The sequence below is a fragment of the Deinococcus radiopugnans ATCC 19172 genome, from assembly GCF_006335125.1.
GTDB classification, from domain to species: domain Bacteria; phylum Deinococcota; class Deinococci; order Deinococcales; family Deinococcaceae; genus Deinococcus; species Deinococcus radiopugnans.
The window spans coordinates 212,057-237,700 of sequence record NZ_VDMO01000002.1; the positions used below are offsets into that span (position 1 = coordinate 212,057).

At 66.6% G+C, this 25,644-nt stretch carries 22 protein-coding genes; 12 read left to right on the forward strand and 10 right to left on the reverse strand.

Translation table 11 applies throughout. The features are described 5' to 3' along the window. Nucleotides 1–27: 27 nt before the first annotated feature. The 5 genes from FHR04_RS21550 (at nt 28) to FHR04_RS02445 (ending at nt 10,459) form a co-directional block, all read left to right on the forward strand. Nucleotides 28–2,748 carry a S8 family serine peptidase gene (locus FHR04_RS21550; RefSeq protein WP_276341328.1) on the forward strand — a complete coding sequence of 907 codons (2,721 nt, stop codon included), beginning with the start codon at nt 28–30 and terminating at the stop codon, nt 2,746–2,748. A 404-nt stretch (nt 2,749–3,152) separates the two neighbouring features. Next, nucleotides 3,153–4,946, forward strand: coding sequence for a DRA0282 family DNA-binding protein (locus FHR04_RS02430; protein WP_249038929.1), 1,794 nt, complete (start codon nt 3,153–3,155; stop codon nt 4,944–4,946). A 36-nt stretch (nt 4,947–4,982) separates the two neighbouring features. Beyond that, nucleotides 4,983–7,130: a S8 family serine peptidase gene (locus FHR04_RS02435; protein ID WP_139400517.1), complete on the forward strand. Its 2,148-nt coding sequence runs from the start codon at nt 4,983–4,985 to the stop codon at nt 7,128–7,130. Between the two features lie 120 nt (nt 7,131–7,250). Next, the gene (locus FHR04_RS02440; RefSeq protein WP_249038930.1) at nt 7,251–7,736 is read left to right on the forward strand and encodes a PPC domain-containing protein; all 486 of its coding nucleotides are present in this window, start codon (nt 7,251–7,253) and stop codon (nt 7,734–7,736) included. Between the two features lie 11 nt (nt 7,737–7,747). Next, complete coding sequence (locus FHR04_RS02445) at nt 7,748–10,459, forward strand: S8 family serine peptidase (RefSeq protein ID WP_249038931.1); 2,712 nt, start codon at nt 7,748–7,750, stop codon at nt 10,457–10,459. A gap of 23 nt (nt 10,460–10,482) precedes the next feature. On the opposite strand, the gene FHR04_RS02450 is transcribed toward FHR04_RS02445, so the two are convergent. Next, nucleotides 10,483–11,112 (reverse strand): lysophospholipid acyltransferase family protein, encoded by a 630-nt coding sequence (locus FHR04_RS02450; RefSeq protein ID WP_139400523.1) that lies wholly within the window; start codon nt 11,110–11,112, stop codon nt 10,483–10,485. Between the two features lie 3 nt (nt 11,113–11,115). Continuing rightward, the gene (gene cmk / locus FHR04_RS02455; RefSeq protein ID WP_039681949.1) at nt 11,116–11,751 is read right to left on the reverse strand and encodes a (d)CMP kinase; all 636 of its coding nucleotides are present in this window, start codon (nt 11,749–11,751) and stop codon (nt 11,116–11,118) included. A 115-nt stretch (nt 11,752–11,866) separates the two neighbouring features. Here cmk and FHR04_RS02460 point away from each other — a divergent pair, with 115 nt between their 5' ends. Genes FHR04_RS02460 through FHR04_RS02480 form a run of 5 tightly spaced genes read left to right on the forward strand, consistent with a single transcriptional unit; the run spans nt 11,867 to nt 15,818 of the window. Beyond that, a complete protein-coding gene (locus FHR04_RS02460; protein WP_139400525.1) occupies nt 11,867–12,310 on the forward strand; it encodes a cobalamin B12-binding domain-containing protein in 444 nt (147 codons plus the stop codon). A gap of 43 nt (nt 12,311–12,353) precedes the next feature. After that, nucleotides 12,354–13,568 carry an MFS transporter gene (locus FHR04_RS02465; RefSeq protein ID WP_139400527.1) on the forward strand — a complete coding sequence of 405 codons (1,215 nt, stop codon included), beginning with the start codon at nt 12,354–12,356 and terminating at the stop codon, nt 13,566–13,568. Continuing rightward, nucleotides 13,565–14,695: an XdhC family protein gene (locus FHR04_RS02470; RefSeq protein ID WP_139400529.1), complete on the forward strand. Its 1,131-nt coding sequence runs from the start codon at nt 13,565–13,567 to the stop codon at nt 14,693–14,695. The genes FHR04_RS02465 and FHR04_RS02470 overlap by 4 nt, the downstream gene beginning before the upstream one ends. A gap of 35 nt (nt 14,696–14,730) precedes the next feature. Continuing rightward, nucleotides 14,731–15,207, forward strand: a complete 477-nt coding sequence (gene rraA / locus FHR04_RS02475; protein WP_139400531.1) for a ribonuclease E activity regulator RraA — start codon at nt 14,731–14,733, stop codon at nt 15,205–15,207. A gap of 26 nt (nt 15,208–15,233) precedes the next feature. Further along, nucleotides 15,234–15,818: a Uma2 family endonuclease gene (locus FHR04_RS02480; RefSeq protein WP_139400533.1), complete on the forward strand. Its 585-nt coding sequence runs from the start codon at nt 15,234–15,236 to the stop codon at nt 15,816–15,818. A gap of 54 nt (nt 15,819–15,872) precedes the next feature. Here the strand turns inward: FHR04_RS02480 and FHR04_RS02485 are convergent, their stop codons facing one another. Genes FHR04_RS02485 through FHR04_RS02495 form a run of 3 tightly spaced genes read right to left on the reverse strand, consistent with a single transcriptional unit; the run spans nt 15,873 to nt 19,219 of the window. Continuing rightward, nucleotides 15,873–17,261: an acetyl ornithine aminotransferase family protein gene (locus FHR04_RS02485; protein ID WP_139400535.1), complete on the reverse strand. Its 1,389-nt coding sequence runs from the start codon at nt 17,259–17,261 to the stop codon at nt 15,873–15,875. 11 nt (nt 17,262–17,272) lie between these two features. Then, a complete protein-coding gene (locus tag FHR04_RS02490) occupies nt 17,273–17,767 on the reverse strand; it encodes a DUF4274 domain-containing protein (protein WP_170213821.1) in 495 nt (164 codons plus the stop codon). Nucleotides 17,768–17,782: 15 nt separating this feature from the next. Beyond that, the gene (locus tag FHR04_RS02495) at nt 17,783–19,219 is read right to left on the reverse strand and encodes a KamA family radical SAM protein (RefSeq protein ID WP_039681937.1); all 1,437 of its coding nucleotides are present in this window, start codon (nt 19,217–19,219) and stop codon (nt 17,783–17,785) included. 172 nt (nt 19,220–19,391) lie between these two features. Here FHR04_RS02495 and FHR04_RS02500 point away from each other — a divergent pair, with 172 nt between their 5' ends. Then, nucleotides 19,392–19,853, forward strand: coding sequence for an Lrp/AsnC family transcriptional regulator (locus FHR04_RS02500; RefSeq protein WP_039681935.1), 462 nt, complete (start codon nt 19,392–19,394; stop codon nt 19,851–19,853). 57 nt (nt 19,854–19,910) lie between these two features. Here FHR04_RS02500 and FHR04_RS02505 read toward each other — a convergent pair whose 3' ends face one another. Further along, on the reverse strand, nt 19,911–20,225 hold the full coding sequence (locus tag FHR04_RS02505) for a helix-turn-helix transcriptional regulator (RefSeq protein WP_039681933.1): 315 nt from the start codon (nt 20,223–20,225) through the stop codon (nt 19,911–19,913). Between the two features lie 152 nt (nt 20,226–20,377). On the opposite strand from FHR04_RS02505, the gene FHR04_RS02510 reads away from it, so the two are divergent. Continuing rightward, entirely contained in the window at nt 20,378–21,862 is a 1,485-nt protein-coding gene (locus tag FHR04_RS02510) for an NADP-dependent isocitrate dehydrogenase (RefSeq protein ID WP_139400539.1), read from the forward strand. A 237-nt stretch (nt 21,863–22,099) separates the two neighbouring features. Here FHR04_RS02510 and trpD read toward each other — a convergent pair whose 3' ends face one another. The 4 genes from trpD to trpE are packed head-to-tail and all read right to left on the reverse strand — an operon-like array spanning nt 22,100 to nt 25,541. Further along, nucleotides 22,100–23,101: an anthranilate phosphoribosyltransferase gene (gene trpD, locus FHR04_RS02515; protein WP_039681931.1), complete on the reverse strand. Its 1,002-nt coding sequence runs from the start codon at nt 23,099–23,101 to the stop codon at nt 22,100–22,102. After that, on the reverse strand, nt 23,098–23,715 hold the full coding sequence (locus FHR04_RS02520) for an anthranilate synthase component II (protein ID WP_039681929.1): 618 nt from the start codon (nt 23,713–23,715) through the stop codon (nt 23,098–23,100). The genes trpD and FHR04_RS02520 overlap by 4 nt, the downstream gene beginning before the upstream one ends. Further along, nucleotides 23,712–24,101 carry a tautomerase family protein gene (locus tag FHR04_RS02525; RefSeq protein ID WP_139400541.1) on the reverse strand — a complete coding sequence of 130 codons (390 nt, stop codon included), beginning with the start codon at nt 24,099–24,101 and terminating at the stop codon, nt 23,712–23,714. Before FHR04_RS02525 ends, FHR04_RS02520 begins: the two co-directional genes overlap by 4 nt. Further along, nucleotides 24,102–25,541, reverse strand: coding sequence for an anthranilate synthase component I (trpE, locus tag FHR04_RS02530; RefSeq protein ID WP_139400543.1), 1,440 nt, complete (start codon nt 25,539–25,541; stop codon nt 24,102–24,104). Nucleotides 25,542–25,644: the final 103 nt, after the last annotated feature.

The following is a 25,644-nucleotide window of genomic DNA, read 5'->3' on the forward strand; positions in this document are numbered from 1 at the left end:
CCCGGCGGATGCCAAGGAGTACACACTGTGAGTAAACCCAACAAGACCGTCAGAACCCTTGCCTTCCTCAGCCTGTCGCTGGTTCTCGGCGCCTGCGGACAGAATGCCGTCACCACGCCCAGCGCGAGCACCGGCAGCGGCCAGCAGGGCGTCAAAATGCCGTCCAGCCTGCGCAATGCCAGCCAGACCCCCGGCAAATGGTTCGTCGAACTCGCCGGCGACCCGACCGGCATCTCCGCACAGAGCATCAGCGGTCAGCAGGCCGGCTTCCGGGCGCAGGCCGTGGCACAGGGCATCCAGTACACCGAGGTCCAGAGCTACAGCACCCTGTTCAACGGCTTCAGCGTCGTGGCCAGTGGGGCAGAGATCAACCGCATCTCTCGCCTGCCCGGCGTGATCGGGGTCTACCCCGTCCGCCGCGTCGACGCGCCAAAGGTCACGGTCAGCCCGAACACGCTGGCCGCCCCCGAGATGTACTACGCCAAGGGCATGACCGGCGCAGACATCGCGCAGAACGAACTGGGCCTGACCGGCAAGGGCGTCAAGGTCGGCGTGATCGACACCGGGATCGACGTGGATCACCCGGCGTTCAAGGGCCGGATCGTGGCCGGTTACGATTTCGTGGGCGATGACTACGGCAAGGATGGCAAGTACGTTCCTGTTCCAGACGACAACCCCGACGACTGCAACGGTCACGGCACGCACGTGGCGGGCATCGTCGGCGGAAATGTCGCCGCCAATAACTTCAAGGGGGTGGCGCCCGAGGTCAGCTTCGGCGCGTACCGCATCTTCGGGTGTGAGGGCAGCTCCTACGACGACGTGATCCTGGAAGCCATGGAGCGCTCGGTCAAGGACGGGATGCAGGTCGTCAACATGAGCCTGGGTTCGGCCTTCGACGACTGGGCCGAGACACCCCTGGCCAAGGCAGGCAACCGCATGGTCAAGAAGGGCGTGGTGCTGGTGGCCTCTGCCGGGAACAGCGGCGCGAACGGCCAGTACAGCATGGGCGGCCCCACCATGGGCGACAGCGTGATCTCGGTGGCGTCAGTGGACAACATCAAGATCGATCTGAGCAGCTTCACGCTGTCCGATAGCGCCAAGACCAAGATCGGCTTCTACACGGCCACCGGCTCACCCCTGCCGGGGAAGGGCACGACGTTGCCCATTGCTAAAGGACCCAAAGGCAGCCCCACAGTCACCGACGACGGCTGCGATGCCTATGAGCCCAACAGCCTGACGGGCAAGGCCGTGCTGATCCGCCGTGGGACCTGCAGCTTCTACATCAAGGCCAGCAATGCCCAGAAGGCCGGGGCCAGCGCCGTCATCCTGTACAACAACGCCGCCGGATACATCAACCCTACGGTGGCTCCCCCCAACCCGACCGATCCGGCCATCACCATTCCTGTGGTGTCTGTCAGCGATGTCGATGGCGTCAAGATCGACAGCCTGATCGCTGGTGGAGTCAGCATGACTTTCGACGGCGGCAAGGTGGCCGTTAACAACCCCACCGCCAACGCCAGCAGCAGCTTCAGCTCGTTCGGGATGTCCGCCGAACTGGAGCTCAAGCCCGACATCGGCGCGCCCGGCGGCAACATCTACAGCACCTATCCGCTGAGCACGGGCGATGGCAGCGGCTATGCGGTGCTCAGCGGCACCAGCATGGCCTCCCCCCACGTCGCCGGCGCAGTGGCCCTGATCCTGCAGGCTTACCCCAAGACCCAGGCCAAGGACATGCGCGGCCTGATGATGAACACGGCCTCGCTGCGCTGGTACCTGAACGGCAGCACGCTCCTTGAGGGCCTGCCCGACTACGTGCAGCGTCAGGGTGCGGGCATGGTGGACATCGTGGCGGCGTACGGCAACACGGTCAGCGCCACCCCCAGCAAGCTCAGCCTGGGCGAGAGCGACACCTTCGCCACCCGCAACAAGGTGATCGTGCTGAAGAACACCGGCCCGCGCCGCGAGGCCTACAGAGCCTACAACTACCCGGCCCTGACCCTGGCCGGTACCACCCTGGCTCCTGTCCCGAACCAGAAATACGCCACCATGACGGTCAACGGCCAGAGCGCCGACGCCGACGCTGGCGTGGAAGTGGTTGTGCCGCCCTTCAGCGAGCTGGAGCTGAACGTGGTGGTGACCCCACCTGCCGCCGCTCCCGACAAGGCCCAGTACGGCGGCTATGTGTTCCTGCAAAGCGCCACCAGCCCGAACCTCGTGGTGCCCTACTCCGGATTCAAGGGGGACTACCAGAGCCTGCAGTCGCTGGGTGATCTGATCATCAGCGGCAAGGCCTACAACGCACCGCTACTGGCCGACGACGCCGACGACGCGCTGTACCCCGAGGGGGCCGCTCTGCCTGACATGCCGGACTACACCTTCAAGGATGTGGAAGTGACCTACAGCGACGGCAGCAAAGACACCGTCATGGACGCTCCCTACTTGGTGGTCAACTACGCCCACCAGATCCGCACGCTGACCTTCGATCTGCTTGATGAAAACGGCGCGGTTGTTCAGACGCTGCTGCAGAACGACTACCTGGCCCGCAACTGCACCAACGATCTGTCCAAGGCGAGCACCAGCTGCGACGCTTACAGCCTGCTGAACTGGGACGGCAAGCTGAAGGGCGGCAAGGACGCTCCGGCTGGGATCTACAGCCTGCGCGTGAGTGCCCTCAAGCCGCTGGGCGACGCCAGCAACCCGGCCCACACCGAGGTCTACACCAGCCAGAAATTCAAGGTCGTGCGCTGAGCTTCCGCTGACCTGTCAAGAGGGAGAAGCCGCGTGGCTTCTCCCTTTCTCTTGCCTTAATGCACGAGGGCTACCCGGTTAAAAAGGCAACCATAGTTGCCCAATTTGTAGGACACAGCCAGTCCCGATGGCCTGCATACGGTCAGAACTGCCCTGGGTGACTTGCCGGGAGCAAAGATGAGGCAGTTATGATGAGAGCTTGAAAAGTGCTTGCTCACTTGGAAATCGGGCGCTATCTTGCCTCCGTCCCACAAGTAGCTTGATTCCATCATCAAGCGTCGCAGCCTCAGTCAACGGGGAAATTCACTCTGCGGCCTGCGTCGTGTTCCGTGTATGCACCGAGCCCACGTCTGCCCATCCGAACCGTTCTGAGCTGGGTCCATCTGGGTCCACAAGGAGACCACATGAAATCACGGCGCATTCTTCCGTTCGTCTTGCTGTCAAGCGCGTTGCTGCTGGGGGCCTGCGGAACCACCAACGGCACTCCACCAGACGAAAAGCCCACGGATTCGGTGTTGGGCACTGGCCCTTCCACCCTGTCGGTTGACCTCGTGCGTTCCAACCGTGGGGTCGCCGTTGAAGGCAGCACCGCCTACCTGTACAAGGCGGGAGACCGCAAGACGGTGGTCGGCAAAGCCACCACCAATGCCCAGGGCTACGCAGAGTTTGCCAAGATTCCCGAGGGCAGCTATGACCTGGTGTTCGTCAAGACGGGCTGGGCCGGTTCGGCCTTCAACGGAGCCGTGGCCAAGGGGACCATCAACACGCACCTGAAGATCGCGCAGTTCGAGTCGGCAGATCCCAAGGCCACCACCGACGTGCCTCAGCTCAAGCTGGAGACCCCCACGGGCCTCACGGCCGAGGGCGAGGTCGAGGACTGGAAGGCGCTGGCCGCGGGCGCAGCTTTCGACAACGTGGTGAACGTCCGGGCCTACACCGTCAAGAACAGCGACACGCCGCGCGTGATGCGCTATTACCTGTTCTCGCTGGTCACCATCGATGAGAACGGCACCTGGGCCGATGCGCGGGCCGGATTGACCGAACTGGACCCTGGCTACGTTAAACCCGGCAAGGGCACGGACGGTCAGGACAGCGATCTGGTGACCCTGAATGCCACCGGCCTGAAGGGCGACGTGTACCTGCAGGTTGTGGGGCTGGACTTCAACTACAACCGCGTCGCGTATCTGGTGCCGATCAGCATCAACCGGACCGCTGCCACCGGGCCGGTGACCGCTCCCGGCAAGGTCAGTGCGGTGTCGTACACCCTCAGCGAGCGAATCGACTACATCTACAGCGTTCCCAAGCCCGACGCGCCCACCAGCGGCACCAACCTGTGGGTCACGACGTCCTGGGACGCGCCCGCAGATCTGACGGGCTACACCGGCTTCCGGGTGCTGCGCGCCGACAGCGAGGCCGGCCCCTACAAGCAGGTGGCCTTTGCCGGCAGCGCCCAGTGCGCGGCGCCTGCCAAGGAAGCCACCACGCGCCGCTGCACAGTCAGCGACAACACGGCCACCCTGCAAACCAGCCATGACTACTTCTACAAGGTCGCCGCCGTGGGCAGCAACGACATGACCAGCGACGTGGCCCGGACCTATACCCTGCCCGAGTTCCGGCCCAAGCTGGTGTTCCCGGCCAAGGACAGTCACGACGTGGCCCTGACGCCCACCTACACCATGAAGCTCAATGCCTTCTCGACCGGAGCCACGGGCGCACACCTGGAATTGCGGGTGGCTGACACCTTCACCGGAGAAAACTACGCCTATGTGGGCAAACGGCTGATAGTGCGCCAGGGCTTCGATGCGGCGCAGAAACCCGAGTATCAGATTCTGAGCAATCTGGCCGGCAACAACCTCTACTACGTGTTCCGCGACAGCTGGGCCACTGACAGTGATCCCGAGACTGTGAACGACACCGTTACGTACGACGCCAGCAGCGACGTGCTGGGCGTGCCGCACCAGTTTGAAGCGGAGCTGCTCGGTGGCGCGGTCACGCCGCTCCAGACCAACCGCCGCTACAGCTGGTACATCAACAAGGGCTTTGCCTACCGTCTGGCCGATCCCAGCCAGCCGGCCTCCACCACCAACCCCACCGTGGCCTACTCGGTTTACAGCGATCCCGATGTCGGAAACTACATCGTGCCCGGCGGCATCCGGCAGCAGTACACCGAGATCAGCGACTTCACCACCCAGAAATAAGCATCCGCACATCCCAGCATGAGGATAGGAGCATCCATGAAAAAGATTTCTCTGGCCGCCGTGACCCTCACGGCCCTGCTCGCCGCCTGCGGTCAGCAGCCCACCAGCACGGGGGCGCCGACAGCCCAGACCCCAGCCGCTGCCCGTCCGGCCTACGCCACCATCACGCCGGCCCAGGTGGTGACCACCAAGAGCGGGGAGATGTACGTCCGTAACCAGCTGGTGGTTCACCTGCGCGGTCAGGACGCCCAGGCCATCGCCTCGAAGGTGGGCGGCAGCGTACTAGACCGTATTCCCGAGCTGAATGTCGCGCTGATCGGACTGCCTGACGGTCAGGATGCCCGCGCGGTGGGCGTGAGGCTGATGCAGGCCGGCAGCGTCGTGTCCGCCGCCGCCCAGCAGGTGATGCGCCGGCCCAAGCCGGTCTACCGTGACCTTCCCCTGAACAGCCAGGACACCAAGCAGGTGTTCGATACCCTTCCCCAGTACGCGCTGGACGCCAACCACATGGACGCCCAGGCCGCCTGGGACGCGGGCTTTACCGGTAAGGGCGTCAAGGTGGGCGTCATCGACGATCCCAGCGACGTGTCCCACCCCGATCTGAACCCCACCTGGGCAGGCAAGGCCTTTGATCCGGTCACCAATCAGACCTACACCGACGCCCAAGCATGGATAGATGCCATCGACGGCATGGACGGCAAGATCGATCAGAAAGTAGACCCGGATATCGAACACGGCACGGCGGTGGCCTCGACCATCGCGTCGGCCAAAAACGGTAAGGGCATCGTGGGCGTCGCGCCGGACTCCACCTTCTTCACCGCCGCCATCTTCCAGCCGGGCTTTATCGGCGACTACTTCGTGGCCCGCGCCATCGTCTGGTCCGTCAACCAGGGCAGCCAGGTGCTGAACAACTCCTGGGGCGGCGAGGGGTATTCGCCGCTGCTCAAGCAGGCCTTTGACTACGCCCTGGAGCGCAACGTGGTGGTGGTGGCGTCGGCAGGCAACTCGGCCCGTGAGAACTGGCAGAGCCCCGCACAGCTGCCCGGCCTGCTCGCCTCTGCGGCGCTGGACATCAACAACACCAAGGCGTCGTTCTCCAGTTTCGGGCGGCATGTCAGCGTCGCCGCACCGGGCGTGGACGTGCTGCTGGCCTCGCCCCTGTTCCTGAACAAGGACGGCACGCGCAAGAGCGGTTACACGTCTGCCGGGGGCAGCGGCTACCAGCTGATCAGCGGCACGTCCTTCTCCGGTCCCTACACAGCGGGCACAGCGGCGCTGATTCTGGGGGCCAAGTCGGACCTTGATCCGTATCAGGTCCGCCGCCTGATGGAAGAGACCGCCGACAGCTCGGTGGGCGACAATGCCAGCGGCTTTGACCGTCAGACCGGGTATGGCCTGATTCGCCTGGACCGTCTGGCGACCCGGCTCAAGGCGGGCACCATGCCGCAAAAGGGCGGCGCAGCGCGGGTCAAGGTGGAAATTCAGACCCCTGGCGGCATGGTGCCCGGCATTCTGTCCGACGTCATTCTGGAAGGAGAGGGCCAGGACGGCGCCGTCTACGGCGTGCAGACGGACGCGGACGGCTACGCCAACTTCGTCGCGATTGCGCCCGGCACCTATACCCTGCGGGTGGGCACCCCCGACCTGACCCTGACCGGCGGCCAGCCCAGTGACCGGGCCACCTTCGTCGGCCAGCTCACGGTGACCTCGGGAGACGTGATCGGCAGCGTGGCCCCGAACCTGGTCATGCTGACCAAGGGGGCGGTGGACCTCAATCCAGTGGACCCCTACGAACCCAACGACACGCCGGCCACAGCCACACCCATCGCCTACGGTCAGACCACCAAAACGGCCTACATCTTCGGAAAGGCCAAGGATCTGGATTACTTCAAGTTCACGGGAGCGGCCGGCGACAAGATCCTGGCCGAGGCACGGGCGAGGGCGCAGATCGGCGGTTCGCTCGACACCTACCTGACCCTGATCGGCCCGGACGGCAAAACCGTGCTGGCCGAGAACGACGACCGGGGCACTCCGCGCATCGACTCGGATTCCGAGATCGCCTTCACCCTGCCCGCGGCCGGCCAGTACTACCTGGTCGTGACCAGCTACACGATCAGCCAGGACGATCAGCCGGACGACAGCCCCTTCAACAAGTACCAACTGAAGCTCAGCAAGACCAACTAGCGTCCGTTCTCTTTCATCAGGCGCACCCGGATCAGTCTGTGATCCGGGTGCGTTCTGTTGCCAGCCCAGGCACCGGCCCCCTCAGCCCCCCGTTCATCCCGCACCCCTACAATCGGAGGCGTGCCTCCCAAGTCCACCCCTGCCCTGCTGCCGCTGGCCCTGAGCGTCGTGCTGGCAGCCTGTACCGACCTGCCGGTGCCAGCTGTGCCGGGCACCGAGAGCGAGCCGAACGACAGCGCCGCTACCGCCAATCTGCTGACCCCCGGCACGCCGCTGGACGGCCGGATTGCAGGCCAGCCGCGCGACGTGGACTACTTCAAATTCAGTGCGGAGGCCGGTGCGCGGCTCAAGCTGACGGTCAGCAGCGTGAGCGTGGACCCCGGCAGCACGCTCGATCCCTACGCGCAGGTGCTGCTGCCCGACGGCTTTACAGTGCTGGAACACGACGACGACAGCGGTGGGGGCCTGGAATCCGAGCTGCGCTTCAACGTGACGCGGCCTGGCACCTACTACGTGACCGTCACCAGTTTCGACATTCATGACGACGAGCAGGCCAGCGATGACCGGGAGCGCAACACCTACCGGGTGGCCCTGACGCGCCGATGAAGGAGAGAGATGTGAAAGACCCGCGCACCCGCCCACTCAGGCTCTCGCTGCTGGGCCTGACCGCGCTGCTGACGGCCTGTGGCCCTGGTCACGGGGCCACGCCGCCTGCCGGGGCAGCCTCCAGACTGCCTGCCGGGGCCGCCCAGGCCCAGGACCGCTGGTTCGTGGAGCTGGCGGGCGATCCCACGGCCCTGAATGCCCAGAGCCTCGGCGCACAGCAGGCTGGCTTCCGCGCGCAGGCCGCCGCCAACGGGGCGCAGTACCAGGAACTTGCCCGTTACCGCACGCTGTTCAACGGCTTCGCGGTGCAGGCCAGTCCAGCCGACCTGGGGCGGCTGACACGCTTGCCGGGGGTGATTGGTGTCTATCCGGTGCGGCAGATCAGCCCACCGAAAGCCCTGAACACGGCGCTGGGTGCCCAGGCCCTGCAGCCCGACGTGCAGAGCGCCCTGGCCATGACCGGCGCGGACCTCGCGCAGTCGCAGCTGGGGCTCAGCGGCAGCGGCGTTCGGGTGGGCATCATCGACACCGGTCTGGACCTGGGCCACCCGGCTTTCCAGGGGCGTGTGGCCGCCGGCTACGACTTCGTCGGCGATCAGTACGACGCCTCTGTTCCCGGTTCCGTGCCCGTACCGGACCCCAGCCCCGACGACTGCCAGGGCAACGGCACGAACGTGGCCGGGATTCTGGGCGGCAATGATCCCGCCGGAGGGTTCGTGGGGGTGGCCCCCGGCGTCAGCCTCGGCATCTACAAGGTGTTCGGCTGTCAGGGCACCACCGACAGCGCCACGCTGCTCACGGCGATGGAACGCGCCCAGGCCGACGGCATGCAGGTGCTGAACATCAGCCTGGGTGTGCCGTTCCAGTGGCCGCAGTACCCCACCGCGCGGGCCGCCAGCCGGCTGGTCAAGGCGGGCGTGGTGGTCAGCGCCGCCGCCGGGGACAGCGGCGGGGCGGGGCCGTACAGCGTGGCCGCACCGGCCCTGGGAGAGAACGTGCTGGCGGTAGCGGCCGTGGACAACACGCGGGTGCAGCTGGGGAACTTCAGCCTGAGTTCGGGAGGCACTCCGGTCGGATACCAGCCCGTCGTCGGCGCCCCCCCCGCGCCCGTGGGCCTGAGCCTGCCCATCGGAAAATTACCCGGCAGCACCCCAGACACCGACAACGACGGCTGCGCCATCGACGGCCTGAATCCCTACGCGGCGGGCAGCCTGAGCGGGCAGGCCGCGCTGATCCGACTGGGCAACTGTCCCGCCCGCGAGAAGATCCTCAACGCCCAGAATGCCGGAGCGCAGGCGGTGGTGCTGTACGACAATCAGCCCGGCCTTGCCAGCGTGAACGCCCGGCCAGTCAGCCCGTTCGACACCGCGGCCATTGAGATCCCGGTCATCTCGGTCCGGGCCGAGGATGGGGTCAGGATCGACGCACGGATCGCAGCGGGGGTCCGGCTGACGGTCAACGCGCAGCCGCAGCCCTTCGACAACCCCAGCGGCAACACCGTCAGCCCCTTCTCGGCCTCCGGCGCGTCGCCGGATCTGGCGCTCAAACCCGATCTGGCCGCGCCGGGCGGCTGGGTCAGCACCACCACGCCGCTGAAGTCCAATCCCGGCGGCTACGCGGTCCTGAGCGGCACGGGGCTGGCCGCGCCGCAGGTGGCCGGCATTGCCGCGCTGTTGCTTCAAGCGCGGCCCGGCCTGACGGCGGGACAGCTGTCGGCGCTCTTGATGAACACGGCCGCCCCTCTTGCCGCCCTGGACGGTGGCCTGCCTGCCCCTGTCCAGATCGCCCCGGTGCAGCGGCAGGGCGCAGGCCTGGTGAATGTGCTGGCCGCGTACAGCAGTCCGGTTGCGGCCACGCCCACCAGGCTGGATCTGAGCGCCAGCCTGACCTTTGGCCCCCGCAGCAAGGTGATCGTGCTGCGCAACGGTGGCGCGCAGGCCGAAACCTTCCGGGCCACCCACGTCCCGGCGCAGAGCGTCGGCACCACCGGCGCGGGGCGCCCCGCCAGCGAACAGACGGCCCGCATGACCATCAACGGGCAGAATGCAGACGGCGCCGAGGTGACGGTGACCGTCCCCGCCGCCGGGGAGACCGAGCTGAACGTGCTCCTCACGCCGCCCAGCCGTCCCGCGCAGGGGCAGTACGGCGGCTACGTCTCGCTGACCGGTGCCTCTGGCCGCCGTCTGGTGGTTCCCTACGGCGGCTTCGTGGGCAACTATCAGGCCCTGACCGTGCTGGGCGACGTGAGCTTTGACGGAGGCCGGACCTTCAAAAATTTCCCGGCGCTGTACAACCCCAGGACCTTCGAGTACTACCCCGAAGGTTTGAACTTGGCCGAACCGCCCGTCTACACCCTGAAAAAAGTCCAGGTCTTCGATGACAGCGGGCAGGAGATCACCGTGCTGGACGCGCCGCAACTGCTGGTCCACTTCGGCCATCAGGCCCGCCGGCTGACGCTGGAGGTGCTGGACGCGAGCGGCGTCAGCCTGGGCACCGTCTTCACGCAGCAGTACGTCGGGCGCAGCGCCACCGCCCTCTACACGGACGCCAGCAGCGACGCCTTCAGCTTCGTGGGCTGGGACGGCACGCTGGCAGGCGGGCAACCGGCCCCCGCCGGCACGTACCAGTTGCGGTTAAAGGTGCTGAAGGCGCTGGGCAATCCCGCCGTGGCGGCCGACACCGAGACGTACCTCAGCCAGAACTTCACGGTGGTCCGGGAGTAGGCCAGGGTGGCCACTGACCTGTGCTACAGCACGCTCACCGCGTTTTCCCAGCGCAGGGTCAGGCCGCGCAGGGTGTCGCCGTGCGGGTGCAGCGGCGGCCCGAAGCGCACGTGCCAGCGCCCGCCGGGCAGCCCGCGCGGCAGCCACGCCGGGCGCTCGTGCCACACCCGCACCGGAACGATGGGCACCCCGGCTTTCAGGGCCAGCAACGCCGCGCCGCCGTACAGGCCCTGACCGCGCCGCGTGCCCTGCGGGAAGATGCCCACCATGCCGCCGCGCCCCAGCACCCGCAGCGCCTGCCGCAGCGCACGGGGATCGCGCCCACTGCGGTCCACCGGAAATGCCCCGGTGGCACGCAGAACCGGCCCGATGGCGTGAGGGCCGACCACCTTCCACTCGAAGGCATCGCGCTTGGCCATGAATTGCAGGCGGTGCAGCGCGGGCGGAATGGCGTAGCCGATGGTGAAGGGGTCCAGGGCCAGCGCGTGGGTGCCGGCGACGATGACCCCCCCCTCCGGGCCGCCGCGCGGCAGATGGTCCAGGCCGCTGACCTGGACGCCGCCGCCGTAAGCCACGACGCGCCCCACGCACCAGTGGATGACGGGGTAGAGCCGGGGATGCGGGGTAGGAATGGCTTCAGGCTGGGCAGGCATGACTCAGGCAGAGGTGAGCTGCGCGGGCAGTTGGGCGAGAATGGTCTGAATCACGCCGTCCAGGGTCAGCGGGCCGGTGTCGATTACCACGGCGTCGGGGGCCGGGGCGCTCTGCACGCGGTCCAGCTCGTCGCGGCGCACCAGCGCGGCCTCGATGGCGGGCACGTCCTCCGGGCGCTCCTGGGCGCGGCGCTGGGCACGAATGCGCGGGCTGGCCGTCAGGTAGAACTTGGCCCCGGCGTGCGGAAACACGGCGGTCCCCATGTCCCGGCCCTCGGCCACGAAGGGGGCGGGCAGGGCGCGAAGCTGGGCGTCCACCCAGGCGCGCACCTCGGGCAGGGCGGCCACCACGCTCACGCCTGCGTCGACGCGGGTGGAGTGCAGCTCGCCGGTCAACTCTCGGTCGCCCTGCCAGATCCGGTTGCCCCCGGCCAGCGGTTCCAGCCGCAGGGGGTGGCCTTGCAGGTGGGCCAGCACTGCGGGAGCGTCGTGCAGGTCCAGCCGCGCCTCCAGGCCCAGCAGGGTGGCGGCGCGGTACAGCAGGCCGCTACTGACATACGGCACGCCCAGCGCCCGCGCCACGCCGCCTGACACGCTGGATTTGCCGCTGGCCGCCACGCCGTCAATGGTCACGATCATCAATTGGTCAGTCTACAGGGTTCCGGCTCGGCGGTGAAAGGCCACGGCGACGCTGCACCGCCGCCCGCCAGCCGATGCCCTAGAATGTCCACCAAACGCTCGTTAGGAGGCCCGGATGGACCACAACAAGAATGAAACGACAGACCGCCGGATACGGGTGCTGATCGCCAAGCCGGGCATGGACGGCCATGACCGGGGCGCCAAGGTGGTGGCCCGCGCCCTGCGCGACGCCGGAATGGAAGTGATCTACACCGGCCTGCGCCAGACCGCCGAGATGATCGTGAACGCCGCCGTGCAGGAGGACGTGGACGCCATTGGCCTGAGCGTGCTGTCCGGCGCGCACATGCACTACTTCCGCGACGTGATGGCCCTGCTGAAAGAGAAGGACGCCACCGACATCATCGTCTTCGGCGGTGGCATCATCCCCGATCAGGACCTGCCCAAGTTGAAGGAGCTGGGCGTGGGCCAGGTGTTCACGCCCGGCGCGAATACCGAGGACGCCGCCACCTACCTGAAGGGGGCCGTGAGTGAGCGCTGGCGGGCGCAGGGGGAAGGATGAACGCGCTGCGCGTGGCCGCCCTGCTTCCCGGTTACCCCCGGCCATGAGCCAGGCTGCCCCGGCACCAGCCGCCCCCGCCCGCGTTCAGCTGGGACGGCTGGCGCCGCTGTACGCCGCGCAGGCGCTGGCGACGGGCGCCACGACGGTCAGCACCATCCTGGCGAGCATCATCATGGGCACGCTGGGCTTCGGCACCCTGTCGGGCCTGCCCAGCACCCTGATCAGCGTGTCGGCGGCGCTGTCGGCCGGCTTTTTCGGGGCGCTGATGCTGCGTTCGGGGCGCCGGCTGGGGCTGGGGCTGGCCTTCGCGCTGGGCACGCTGGGGGCGGTGCTGGGCTTTTTTGGCGGCAAGCTGGGCCTCACGCCGCTGTTCCTGGTGGGCGCGTCCATGATGGGCGCGGCGCAGGGCGGCTACCAGCAGGCCCGCTACGCCGCCGCCGAGAGTGTGCCGGACAACCGGCGCGGCACGGCCCTGGGCGCGTTGATGCTGATGAGCGTGCTGGGCTCGTTTTTGATGACCGGCTTCTCGCGTCCCATCGAGCGGCTGGCCGTCACCTTCGGCACCACCCCGGAAATCGTGGGCTGGCTGGTGGGCGGCGCGCTGCTGGGCGTGGCCGCGCTGCTGATGCTGCTGTGGACCCCGGTGCGTGAGCCGGTGGCGGCCACCGTGGCCGGATCCACCCGCAAGGCTCCCTCCTTCGCAGAGGCGTTCCGCGTTCCCGGCGTTCGCAGCACCGCCCTGGCGCTGGCGACGGCGCAGGGCCTGATGGTCACGCTGATGAGCCTGACCCCGCTGCGGGCGCACAACATGGGCATGGACCACAACAGCATTGCCGCGCTGATCAGCGGCCACATTCTGGGGATGTTCGGCTTCGGCTGGCTGACCGGGCCACTGATCGACCGGCTGGGCGTGCGCGTCGGCTACGTGGGCGGCGCCGTGCTGCTGTGCACGGCGGCCCTGACCGCATCGCTGCCAGGCGCAGGAGCGCTGGGCCTGAGCATGTTCCTGCTGGGGCTGGGCTGGAACCTGGCCTTCGTGTCGGGCAGCAAGTCGCTGACCCGCTTTCCCGCCGTGCAGGGCGTCACTGACGGTCTGGGTTACATCACGGCGGGCGCGGGCACGCTGCTGGGCGGCTTCGTGATCGCCCGCGCCGGCTTCCCGATGCTGGCCTACATCTGCGCGGTGCTGGCGCTGCTGCCGCTGTTCAGTGCGTGGCGGGCCGGAAAGGCGCCCGCCCCCGCCGGGAAGGCCGCATGAACGCCGCCGAGACCCGCGCCCTGCTGGACGCGCTGAACGCCGCCACCGAGCGGGGCCAGCGCGCCGCCATCGCCACCGTCGTGGGCGTGCAGGGCAGCGCCTACCGCCGCGAGGGCACCCGCATGCTGGTGCTGGACGACGGCGCGCAGGTGTGCATGCTCTCCGGCGGCTGTCTGGAGGCGGAAGTGGTGGAAGTCGCGCTGGAAGTGATCCGCAGCGGCGTTCCCACCATCACCCACTACGACCTGTCCGAGGACGCCACCTGGGGCCTGGGCATCGGCTGTGGCGGCAGCGTGGACGTGCGCGTGGAGCGGGTGGACGCGGATGACCCGGTGATGGGCGCGTGGCTTGCGGCGCTGGGGCAAGGGGAGCTGGCCGCGCTGGCCGTGCCCCTGAAAGGCGAGGGCCGCCTCCTGATTACGGCGGACGGGGAAACCCAGGGCCACCTCTCCCCCGCCCTGCTGCGCGACTTTGCCGTCCAGGCCGCGCGGGAACGCCTGGGACAGCTGGAACCTCGCGCCGTCACGCTGGCCGCGCCGGACGGGACGCCCGTATTCATCGACATCAGCACGCCGCCGCCGGTGCTGGTGCTGTACGGCGCGGGCCACGACGCCATGCCGCTCTCGCGCGGGGCGCACGATCTGGGCTACGAGGTGCATGTGATTGACCCGCGCGGCGCGTACCTGACGCCGGGGCGTTTTCCAGGGGCCATTCTGCATGACCTCGCGCCGGAGGACCTGGGGGGATTCACGCCGCCCGCCCGCGCCAGCCTGCTGATCATGAACCACCATCTGGACCGGGACCGGGTCTGCCTGCATCACGCGCTGAACTCCGGCGCACCTTACGTGGGTGTGCTGGGGCCGCTGAGCCGCGCCCAGGGCCTACTGGATGAGTTGGAGGCCGAGGGCGTGACCTTCAGCGACGCCGAACTGGCCCGCCTGCGCGCCCCCGTCGGCCTGCGCCTGGGCGCCGAAGCCCCCGAGGAGGTGGCCCTGAGCATCCTGGCCGAACTGATGGCGTGGCGGCGCGGCTATGACGGCGGCTTCCTGAGCGGCCATGCCGGGCGCATTCACGACGCCCACACCCACGCGGCCAGCCCGGCGCTGGGAGCGTCCCCGGAACAGTGACCCCCTGTCAGCCTCGCCGAGAGGTTGAATGGGCCATGTCCCCCTTCATTCCCACCTCTGACCTGTGCGACGCCCACCCGGAAGCACAGGTCTTCGCGCCGCTTTTTCGGGATTTTGGAGGACAGCCGAGATTCAGCGGTCCCGCCTTCACCCTGCGCGTCTACGAGAACAACACCCTGGTGCGCGCCACGCTGGGCACGCCCGGCGAGGGCCGCGTGCTGGTGGTGGACGGCGGCGGCAGCCTGAACGGTGCGCTGGTGGGCGATCAACTGGCCGGGCTGGGCGTGGACAGCGGCTGGGCAGGCATCATCGTCCACGGCTGCGTGCGCGACACGGCGCAGCTCGCTGGCATGCCCATCGGCATCCGGGCGCTGGCCGCCCATCCCCGCCGCAGCGGCAAGGCGGACGTGGGCGAGCGGGAGGTGGCGCTGACTTTTGCGGGCGTGACCGTGCGGCCCGGCGATATGGTTCACGCCGACGAGGACGGGGTCTGCGTGCTGCCCCAGAGCTGAATCAGCAAACAAGTTAAACTGGCTCCATGAGCGAGCCTGCGTACCAGCACATGACCGAGGAGGAGTACCTGGCGAGCGAAGAAATCAGCCCGGTCAAGCGCGAGTATGTTGGCGGCTATGTGTACGCGCTGCACGGCGACACGCTGGCACAGGCGGGGGCCAGCAGTCGACATGGCGAGGTGGCCCTGAATATCGCGAGTACCCTGCAACCCCAGGCCCGCAAGCAACGTTGCAAGGTGTACGCCTCAGATATGCGCGTGAACTGCACCACGCCCACCGGTAAACGGGTGTACTACTACCCGGATGTCGTCGCCACCTGCGAGCCTGTCGACGGCAGAGCAACCAGCGTGAGCGCCCCCGGCTTGATCGTGGAAGTCCTTAGCCCACGCACGCGCCACACGGACCTGACGGATAAAATCTGGGCCTACACCAGTCTGGCGAGCTTGCAGACTTATCTGATCGTGGAAGCCGAGACGCGTTTTGTGCGTGCCATCGAGCGGCAGCCGGATGGAAGCTGGCAGGAGCGGGAGTTGAAGGACACGGGCGAGATCAAGCTGCCGGATCTGGGCGCGACGTTGACACTCGATGACGTGTACGACGGGGTTTTTTAGACAAAAGTAAAACCCCTCTCCAGCCGAAGAGGGGCGGGTCAACAACCTCAGGCTCTAGCTCAGCTCTCTCAACGCCTCGCGAATAATCTCCAGTCCCGTCTCTGCGTCCTCGCGGGTCAGGATCAGCGGCGGGCTGACGCGGATCACGGCCTCGCCGCAGTCCAGGTTCAGCAGGCCGCGCTCGAAGATGGCGGTGCTGGCGCGGTCACGCAGGGCACCGTCCGGGCTGCCGTCGGGCTTCACGAATTCCAGGCCGATGAACAGGCCCTGACCGCGCACGTCGCCCAGGAAGGGGAACTCGGCCTGCATCTTCTTCAGCTCGGTCAGCAGGTGCGCGCCCACGTCGGCGGCGTTCTGCATCAGGCTCTCGCCGCAGCCGGGGTGCTTGACGACGCCTTCGATCAAGTCCAGCGTTGCGTGGGCTGCCGCCGCCGCCACCGGGTTGCCGCCGTAGGTAGAGCCGTGCGAGCCGACCGGCCAGGTCATGACCGATTCCTTCGCCAGCAGCGCGGAGATGGGCATGCCCGAGGCAATCCCCTTCGCCACCGTGATGATGTCGGGCTGAACCTCGCCGTACTGCTCGAACTGCTGGTACGAGAACATCTTGCCGGTGCGCCCCATGCCGGCCTGAACCTCATCGTAAATGAGCATAATGCCGTGCTCGTCGCACAGCGCACGCAGACCCGGCAGGAAATCGGCGGGCGGCACGATGTACCCGCCCTCGCCCTGCATGGGTTCCACGATGATGGCGGCGACTTCATCGGAGGGAATGACGCCCACGAACAGCTCGCGAATGTGGTTCAGCACGGCCTGACCGCAGGCTTCGGGCGTCGAACCCAGCGGCGGGCGGAAGGGGTTGGGGTACGGCACGTGCGACACGGCGGGCAGCAGCGGGCCGAAGCCACGCTTGTACTTGGTCTTGCTGCCGGTCAGCGTGATCGCGCCGTAGGTGCGCCCGTGGAAGCTGCCCATCGTGGAGATGATGTGACTGCGTCCGGTGTGGTTGCGGGCCAGCTTGACGGCGGCCTCCACGGCTTCCGCGCCGGAGTTGCCGAAGAAGACGCGCCATTTTTCGTCTGTACCATCAGCAAGTGGACGCTCCACATGCTTGACCAGCCGTTCCGCGAGGCTGGTGGTGATTTCCTGCGGGTAGTCAGACAGGCAGACGTGCGTGAATTTGGTGATCTGCTCCTGCACGGCCCCCACCACATGCGGGTGGGCGTGGCCGGTGGTGGACACGGCGATGCCCGCGAAGAAATCCAGCATGGTGTTGCCGTCCGGGTCACTGAGCCACACGCCCTCGCCGTGATCCGGCACGAAGGGGTAGGGGCGCACGTAGGACGTGGAGAGGTGCTGGGCGTCGCGCTCCATGATGACCTTGGTCTTGGGGCCGGGGAGGGATGTTTTGAGGATGGGTTGGCGGGGTTTGGTGGCGGTGGTCATATTGGTTACTCCTATTCGGACTCTTTCCATACAGCTTCAACGACGTGGGGAGGCATGCCATCGTCCCAACCATCAGGAATGTCGGAACGGCTCAGATTGCGGCCTGGCGTCTGTGCCTTCATAAATTCTGGGATTGGAACACCGATGGGACTTTCTGGATACTCGTCAACCCAGTTGATTTCACCCATTGAGTCGGCAGCAGGCGCGAAGCCAATGTCAGAATCTTTATAGAATTTCGCACCAAAGCTCTTCTCAATGTCTCTGAGAAGTTTAAAAGTTGGCTTTTCCCATTCGCTCGCGTCGTCAACACTCTTGAGTTTCGTGTAGTGTCCCGGACCCATCATCCAGTAAATGGCGTGGGCCGCTGCCTGCGGGCAGTCAGGCTGTTTAACCATCCAGTGAAGCAAGTCCTTATCATCATAATTCGTTGTCGTAGCGACGAAAAACCACTCGTCATCCGAGGCAGAACTCAGGAAATCTTTCATCATCTGTAATGTGTCAGCCATCATCCTATTCTGCCCTCAGTCCCCGCTGTGTACCGGAATCGGCTCCTGCACCTTTCCGTCGGGGGCGGTGTCGCTCACGCCCGCCGGGTTGGGGGCGCCGACGCCATACGCCGCCCACTTGTCCTCGCGGCTGTTCAGGCGGTGGCTGGTCGCGCCGGGACGCACGCGGCTCTCGGAGAACTCGCGCGGCTCGATGCTGATGCGCTCGCCTTCCATCAGGCCGAAGATGCCGCTCTGGCCGGGTTCCTTGCGCTGCCAGTCGTCGGGCACCACCATGTCCGGGCCGGTGTAGTCGGTGGGTTCGGAATACGCGGCGATGTAGCCCTCGAAGTTGCGCAGGATCAGCTTGTCGGGGCTGTGGCTCAGCACGTAGTTGGGCGCCACCGGAATCTTGCCGCCACCGCCGGGCGCGTCCACCACGTAGGTGGGAATGCTGTAGCCAGAGGTGTGCCCGCGCAGGCTTTCCATGATCTCCAGCCCCTTGCTGACGGTGGTGCGCAGGTGGCCCGCCCCATGAACGAGATCGCACTGGTAGATGTAGTACGGGCGCACGCGGATCTTGACCAGCTCGCGCAGCAGCTTCTGCATGATCACCGGGTGGTCATTGACGCCGCGCAGCAGCACACTTTGATTGCCCAGAGGCACGCCCGCGCGGGTCAGGCGGTCACAGGCGTCGGCCACTTCCGGGGTGATTTCCTTGGGGTGGTTGACGTGAATGTTCATCCACAGCGGGTGGTTTTCCGCCAGCACGTCGCACAGTTCCTCGGTCACGCGCATGGGCATGAACACCGGCACGCGGGTGCCGATGCGGATGATCTCGATATGCTCGATCTTGCGCAGTTCAGCCAGCAGGCGGCCCAGCACCTTCGGCGCAAGCGTGAGCGGATCGCCGCCCGACAGCAGCACGTCGCGCACCTGGGGCGTGTTCCGCAGGTAGTTCAGTTGCGCCTCGTACTCGGCAGGATTGAAGGTCTCGGTGGGGTCGCCCACGATGCGGCTGCGGGTGCAGTACCGGCAGTAGCTGGCGCACTGCGTCGTGACCAGCATCAGCACGCGGTCTGGATAGCGGTGGACGAGGCCGGGCACGGGACTGTGCTTGTCCTCGGCCAGCGAGTCCTCCATCATCGAGGTGAACGGTTCCAGCTCGTGGTGCGTGGGAATTACCTGACGCCTGACCGGGCAGGTGGGATCGTCGGCGTCCATCAGCGAGGCGAAGTACGGCGTGATGTCCAGGCGGAAGATGCCCTCGGCGCTGGCCCCGGCGTGTTCACTCTCGGTCAGGCGGATGACTTCTTCCAGCTCAGCGACCGAGTTGATGCGGTTCTTGAGCTGCCATTTCCAGTCGTACCACTTTTCGTCGGGAACGTCGGCCCATTTGGGAGCGCGGTGACCACGCGGCAGCATCTGCTGACTGCGCACCGTCGCCTGCGGGTGGATGAGGGCGTTGGACATCTGAGGCCTCCAGGGAGAGAGAAACGTGAGTTGCTAGACCTTCATTCTTCATGTTTTGCCCCCACGATTGGAAGGAGCGCAGGCCGGTAGATCGGTGGGGTCAGGCGGCTGTTTCTCTGGCAAACGCCACGCCTGACCTTGCATATGCCAACTGCGGTGCTAGGCTGTGGGCATGCGACAGACTGGCAGCTCTCTGGACTCCCTGGATCACCGGATTTTGCAGGAATTGCAGACCGACTCGCGGCTCTCGATGCGTGAGCTGGGCCGCCGAGTGGGGCTGTCGGCCCCCGCCGTGACCGAGCGCGTGCGGCGACTGGAGGACGCGGGCGTGATTCTGGGCTACGGCGTGCGCGTCGCCAGCAAGCCGCTGGGACGCACGATTACCGCATTCATCGGCGTGCAGGACAGCGGGCGCAACGATCCCACCCTGGTGCGCTGGGCGGGCGCCCACGACGGCGTGCTGGAATGCCACAGCGTGACCGGCGACAACTCGTGCATCCTGAAAGTGGCCGTGCCGGACGTGGGCGCGCTGGAAACCATGCTGGGGGATCTGATCGGCATGGGCTTTACCTGCGACACCAGCATCGTGCTGAGTACGCCGCTGGAAGGGAAGTTGATGCTGCCGCCGCGATAAGCGGGAGGCACAGGACAGAGGGCGAGAGGCCAGCAACCTCCCGCCCTTCTTTTGCCTTCAGGCGTCCGACTGCTCGGTGCCCGCCAGCAGCAGTTCCAGCAACTCGTTGACATTCCGGTGCGCGTCCAGCGGGTGACGCAGCGGGCGGTTGGCCTCGATCTGGTAGGTGTTGCGGCGGCCCACGCGCTGGCGGATCAGGATGCCGGCGTCCTCCAGATCACGCACGATGCGCTGCACGGCGCGTTCGGTGATGCCGACATCGGCAGCCACCTGACGCAGCGTGGCGTCCGGCTGGCGCTTGAGGCACAGCAGCACGCGGCTGTGGTTCGACAGAAACGTCCACGAGGGGGCATGCGGGGGCGGCTGGGTCATGGCGTGTTGTGCCGAGTGTAACCGAGACGGCGGGTGACATGGCTAGACCTTCAGGCGGGCAGCAGAGAGGTGGGCTTGCATCTTCAATATGCGATCTCTAATATACGAAACGCAAGTCGTATATCAAGCCAATCCAACCCCAGGAGCCTGCCATGCCCACCATCCAAGAACCTGCCCAGCCCGCCGCCGCCCAGACCGCCCTCGTTCCCGTTTCCGTCGTGTACGGCGACGGCATCGGCCCGGAAATCATGGGGGCCACCCTGCGCATCCTGGCGGCCGCAGGCGCACGCATCGCCCCGCAGGAGGTTCGCATGGGCGAGGCGCTGTACCGGGAGGGCCACACCTCCGGCTTCGCGCCCGACGCCTGGGACAGCCTGCGGCAGACCGGCGTGCTGCTCAAAGCGCCCATCACCACGCCGCAGGGTGGCGGCTACAAGAGCCTGAACGTGACCCTGCGCAAGACGCTGGGGCTGTACGCCAACGTGCGCCCCTGCCGCGCCTACGCGCCGTACGTGCCGACGCACCACCCCGAGATGAATCTGGTGATCATCCGCGAGAACGAGGAAGACCTGTACGCGGGCATCGAACACCGCCAGACGCGCGAGGTGATGCAGTGCCTGAAGCTGATCACCCGCCCCGGCTGCGAGAAAATTGTGCGCTACGCCTTTGAGTACGCCCGCGCGAACGGGCGCAAGAAGGTCACGGCGCTGAGCAAGGACAACATCATGAAGATGTGCGACGGGCTGTTCCACACGGTCTTCGACGAGATCAGCGCCGAATACCCGGAAATCAGGGCCGAACACCAGATCATCGACATCGGCACGGCGCGGGTGGCGGCGCGGCCCGAACAGTACGACGTGATCGTGACCCTCAACCTGTACGGCGACATCCTCTCAGACGTGGCCGCCGAGGTGGCCGGTTCGGTGGGACTGGCGGGCAGCGCGAACATCGGCGATACGTTTGCCATGTTCGAGGCCATCCACGGCTCGGCCCCCGATCTGGCCGGGCAGGACGCGGCCAATCCCGGCGGCCTGATCTCGGCGGCGGCGCTGATGCTGGGGCATCTGGGCCAGCACGAGGTGGCCGCCAAGATTCAGAACGCCCTGCTGTGCGCGCTGGAAGACGGCCTGCACACCGGGGACATCGCCGGGCCGCACACGAAACAGGTGCTGGGCACCCAGGCGTTTGCCGACGCCGTGATCGAGCGCCTGGGCCGCACGCCGCAGCATCTGCCCGCCGTCACGGCGGACGCGGAAGCCAAAGCCATGCCCGCCCGCAAAGCCTCCACGCCGGCCCCCATCGACAAGCAGCTCGTCGGCACCGATGTCTTTTTCGAGTGGACGGATTCGGGGCGTGACCCGGACGTGCTGGCGGCCATCTTGCAGGAGGCGCAGCTGCGCAATATTCCGCTGAAGATGATCACCAACCGGGGCGTCAAGGTCTGGCCGAACGGGCGGCCCGAGACCTTCAAATCCGATCACTGGCGCTGCCGCTTCCAGTCGGACACGCCGGTCAAGCACGGCGATCTGCTGGCCCTACTGATTCGCGTCCACGACAAGGGGCTGGATTTTATTAAAACCGAACACCTGTACACCTTCGACGGCGTGCCGGGGTACTCGCTGGGACAGGGGCAGTAATACGGATTCCGCCTAATTCCTTAACCCATCGGGAAAGCCCCGCTGGGTTCATCCATACGCGGAACCCGTCTTCTTTCCTCCTCGCGTCGTCGCGGACAGACGCCCATGACTGGGACAGCTCGAAGAGAGGACGCTGCTCCTCTTCTGCGAAGCTCTGCGAGTCCTGCTCGGATTTCATCGTTTTTGCAAACGATTCCATCGGAATCCGTATAAGCCGGAGCCACCCCGGCCTCTCCCCTAGCGCGTCAGCGCCGCGTACCTCTGCAACACGTCCCAGCCCAGGCCCGCGTTCATCACCTCGCGGGCCTGCGCCACGCCCTCGCGGATGCTGTCCACGCGGCCCGCCGTCCGCAGCGCCGCCCCGGAATTGAGGGCCACGATATCGCGCTGGGCCTCGGTGCCGCCGCCCGTGAGTAGGGCGCGGGTGATCTCGGCGTTTTCGGCGGGGGTGCCCCCCACCAGCGATTCGCGCGGATGCAGCGCCAGCCCCACCTCCTCCGGGTGCAGGGTGCGGTCAATGATCTCGCCGCCGCGCAGGCCGGAGACGGTATTGACGCCGCAGACGGTGAATTCGTCTAAGCCGTCGCCGTAGACGATGGTGGCCCCCTTTGCGCCCAGCAGCCGCAGCACCTCGGCCAGCGTGCGCGTCAGCTCCGGCTTGAAGACGCCCACCACCAGATGCGTGGCCCCGGCGGGGTTGCTCAGCGGCCCCAGGATGTTGAACACCGTGCGGGCGGCCAGATCCGAGCGGACAGGGGCGGCGTGGCGCAGCGCTGGGTGGTAATTGCGGGCGAACATGAAGCCCACGCCCAGGGTGTTCACGGCGTCCTCGATCACTTCCGGGGAGGCATCCAGGTTGACGCCCAATGCCTCCAGCACGTCCGCACTGCCGGCGCGGCTGCTGGCGGCGCGGTTGCCATGCTTGGCGACAGGCACGCCCGCCCCCGCCACCACAAAGGCCGTTGTGGTGCTGATGTTAAAGGTGTGTGCCCCGTCGCCCCCGGTCCCCACCACGTCCAGCAGCACCTCGCGCGGGCGCACGTTGACGCGCACGGCGTTCTCGCGCATGGCCTGGGCGAATCCGGCGATCTCGCCTGGCGTCTCGCCACGCACACGCAGGGCGGCCAGCGCCGCCGCCATCCGCACGCCGCTCATCTCCCCGGCCATGACCTCGCGCATGAACGCCGCCGCGTCGGCCTGCGAAAGCACCTCGCCGTTCATCAATCGGGCGTGCATCATGCGTGGGCCGCCTTATGGTGTTCCACTTCGCGCAGGAAGTTGCGAATCATCGTTTTACCGTCCTCGGTGGCGATGCTTTCCGGGTGGAACTGCACGCCGAACACCGGGTAATCGCGGTGGCGCAGGGCCATCAGGGCGCGGTATTCGCCTGCTGGCGTCTGATCGGTGGCCCAGGCCGTTGCGACGAGTTCGGGCGGCAGGTCCTCCACGATCAGGCTGTGGTAGCGGGTCACGCTGGCCTCGCCTTCAATTCCAGCAAATAAATCCTGCCCGTCATGAGCGACTTTGCTGGTCTTGCCATGCACCGGAATGGGCGCACGCTTCACGGTGGCCCCGAACGCCTCACCGATGCTCTGGTGCCCCAGGCACACCCCCAGCAGCGGGTATTTCGGCGCGAATGCCCGGATGACGTCCACGCTCAGGCCCGCTTCCAACGGCGTGCAAGGGCCGGGCGAAACCACGATGGCGTCTGGGCGGAGCTTTTCCACGTCTTCAAGAGTAAAGGCGTCGTTGCGCCACACGGTCAACTCGCAGCCCAGTTCGCCGAAATACTGGACGAGGTTGTAGGTGAACGAGTCGTAGTTGTCGATCAGAAGGATGTGTGGGGCGGTCATTTCGTCACCTCGTAGCTGAGTTGCAGCTCATCGCCAAGTTGTCCACGAATCCCCCAGTGGGCCGCAGGCGTCTCCACCAAAGTCACTTCGAGATCGTTTGGAGAAAGCTTTACCGCCTCGCCCAACTGCATCTGGAGGTGGCGGATGTACTGGCGCAGGGTTTCTGACCGTCGCCCCTGAAACAGATGGATTTCCAGAATCAGGTACTGCCCTGACCGATCGTCAGGATGCATGAAGTCCTGGGCATCCAGAGCGAAAAACCGGTGAAATCTCTTGCTTTCTGGCAGCCCGAGCGCCTGCATGGACGCCGCGTGAATAGCGTCCGAGATGGTTTGCCGGTGTTCCTGGACAAACGGGGCATGCCCGTAAATCTTGATCTGTGCCATCTACAATCCCCCCGCCGCCCGCTCCGCCGCCCGCATCAGCGCCGCCGCCTTGTTGCGGGTTTCCTGTTCCTCGGCCACCGGGTCAGAGTCGGCCACGATGCCCGCTCCCGCCTGAATGTGAATCCTGCCGTTCGCAATCACCATCGTCCGCAGTGTGAGGGCCATGTCCAGGCTGCCGTCGAAGGCGATGTAGCCGAATGCCCCGCCATACGGCCCCCGGCGCACGGGTTCCACCTTGTCGATGATCTCCATCGCGCGGATTTTGGGGGCGCCGGACACCGTGCCCATCGGCAACGCACTGGCAAGGGCGTGCAGCGGCGTCTGCCCCCCGCGCAAGCGGCCCCGCACGCCGCTGACGATGTGCATGACGTGGCTGTAGCGCTCGATGGTAAAGGCGTCTTCCACGGTCACGCTGCCGTACTCGGCCACCCGCCCGATGTCGTTGCGGCCCAGATCCACCAGCATCAGGTGTTCGGCGCGTTCCTTCTCGTCGGCCAGGAGTTCTTCGGCCAGGGCCTGATCTTCGGCAGGCGTCTTGCCGCGCGGACGGGTGCCGGCGATCGGACGGGTCACGATGCTGACGCCGTCGCTTCGCAGCAGGCTTTCGGGACTACTCGCCACCAGCGTCACCTCGCCCAGATTCAGAAAACCCAGGTACGGGCTGGGGTTGATGCCGCGCAGCGCCCGGTACAGCGCGAAGGGATGCACGGTCAACTCTGCCGAGAAGCGCTGGGACGGCACCACCTGAAAGATGTCCCCGGCGTGGATGTACTCGATGCAGCGGCTGACGGCGGCCTGGTAGCCCTCGGGGGTGAAGTTGCTGGAAAAGGTCATCGGCTCGGCGGCCTCGCGGCCCGGCACCTCCGGCAGTGGGCCACGCAAGTCGTTCTCCAGCCCAGCGACGATGCGCTCGGCCTCAGCCTGACTCTCCGAGATGGCGACGGCATACAGCTTGTGCCGCAGATGGTCAAAAATGACGATGCCTTCGGGAACGATGAACAGCGCGTCGGGCACGTTCAGTTCGTCGGGGTTGGTGTCGGGCAACTTCTCGTAAACGCGGATGATGTCGTAGGCGGCGTAACCCACCGCGCCGCCGAAGAAGGGGGGCAGGCCGTTGAACTTTTCGGCGGGCAGCTGCACAGGCCGCAATACGCGGCTGTACAGCACATCCAGCGGATCGTCGGTTTCCAAAGTCTCGTCGCCCAGCACGCCGCTCAGGGTGGCCGTGCGTCCGCGCAGGGTGAAGCGTCCCACCTCGCCCACGCCGATGAACGAGTAGCGGGCCTGCCGCTCGCCGCCCTCCACGCTTTCTAGCAGAAAACTCAGTTTTTTCGCGCCGTCCGTCACTTTCAGGTAGGCGCTGACCGGGGTATCCAGATCGGCGTTCAGCTCCTGCACGGCCACGGCGGCCATCGGTTTGGGTTGGGCAGTCTGGGTCATTGTACTCCTGTGGGAAAGGGGGCCAAAAAAAGCGCCCGGCGGTCTGGAAACCACCTGGGCGCGTCGGACACGGCAAAAAGAGAGCAGCAGCGCGTTAGACCCA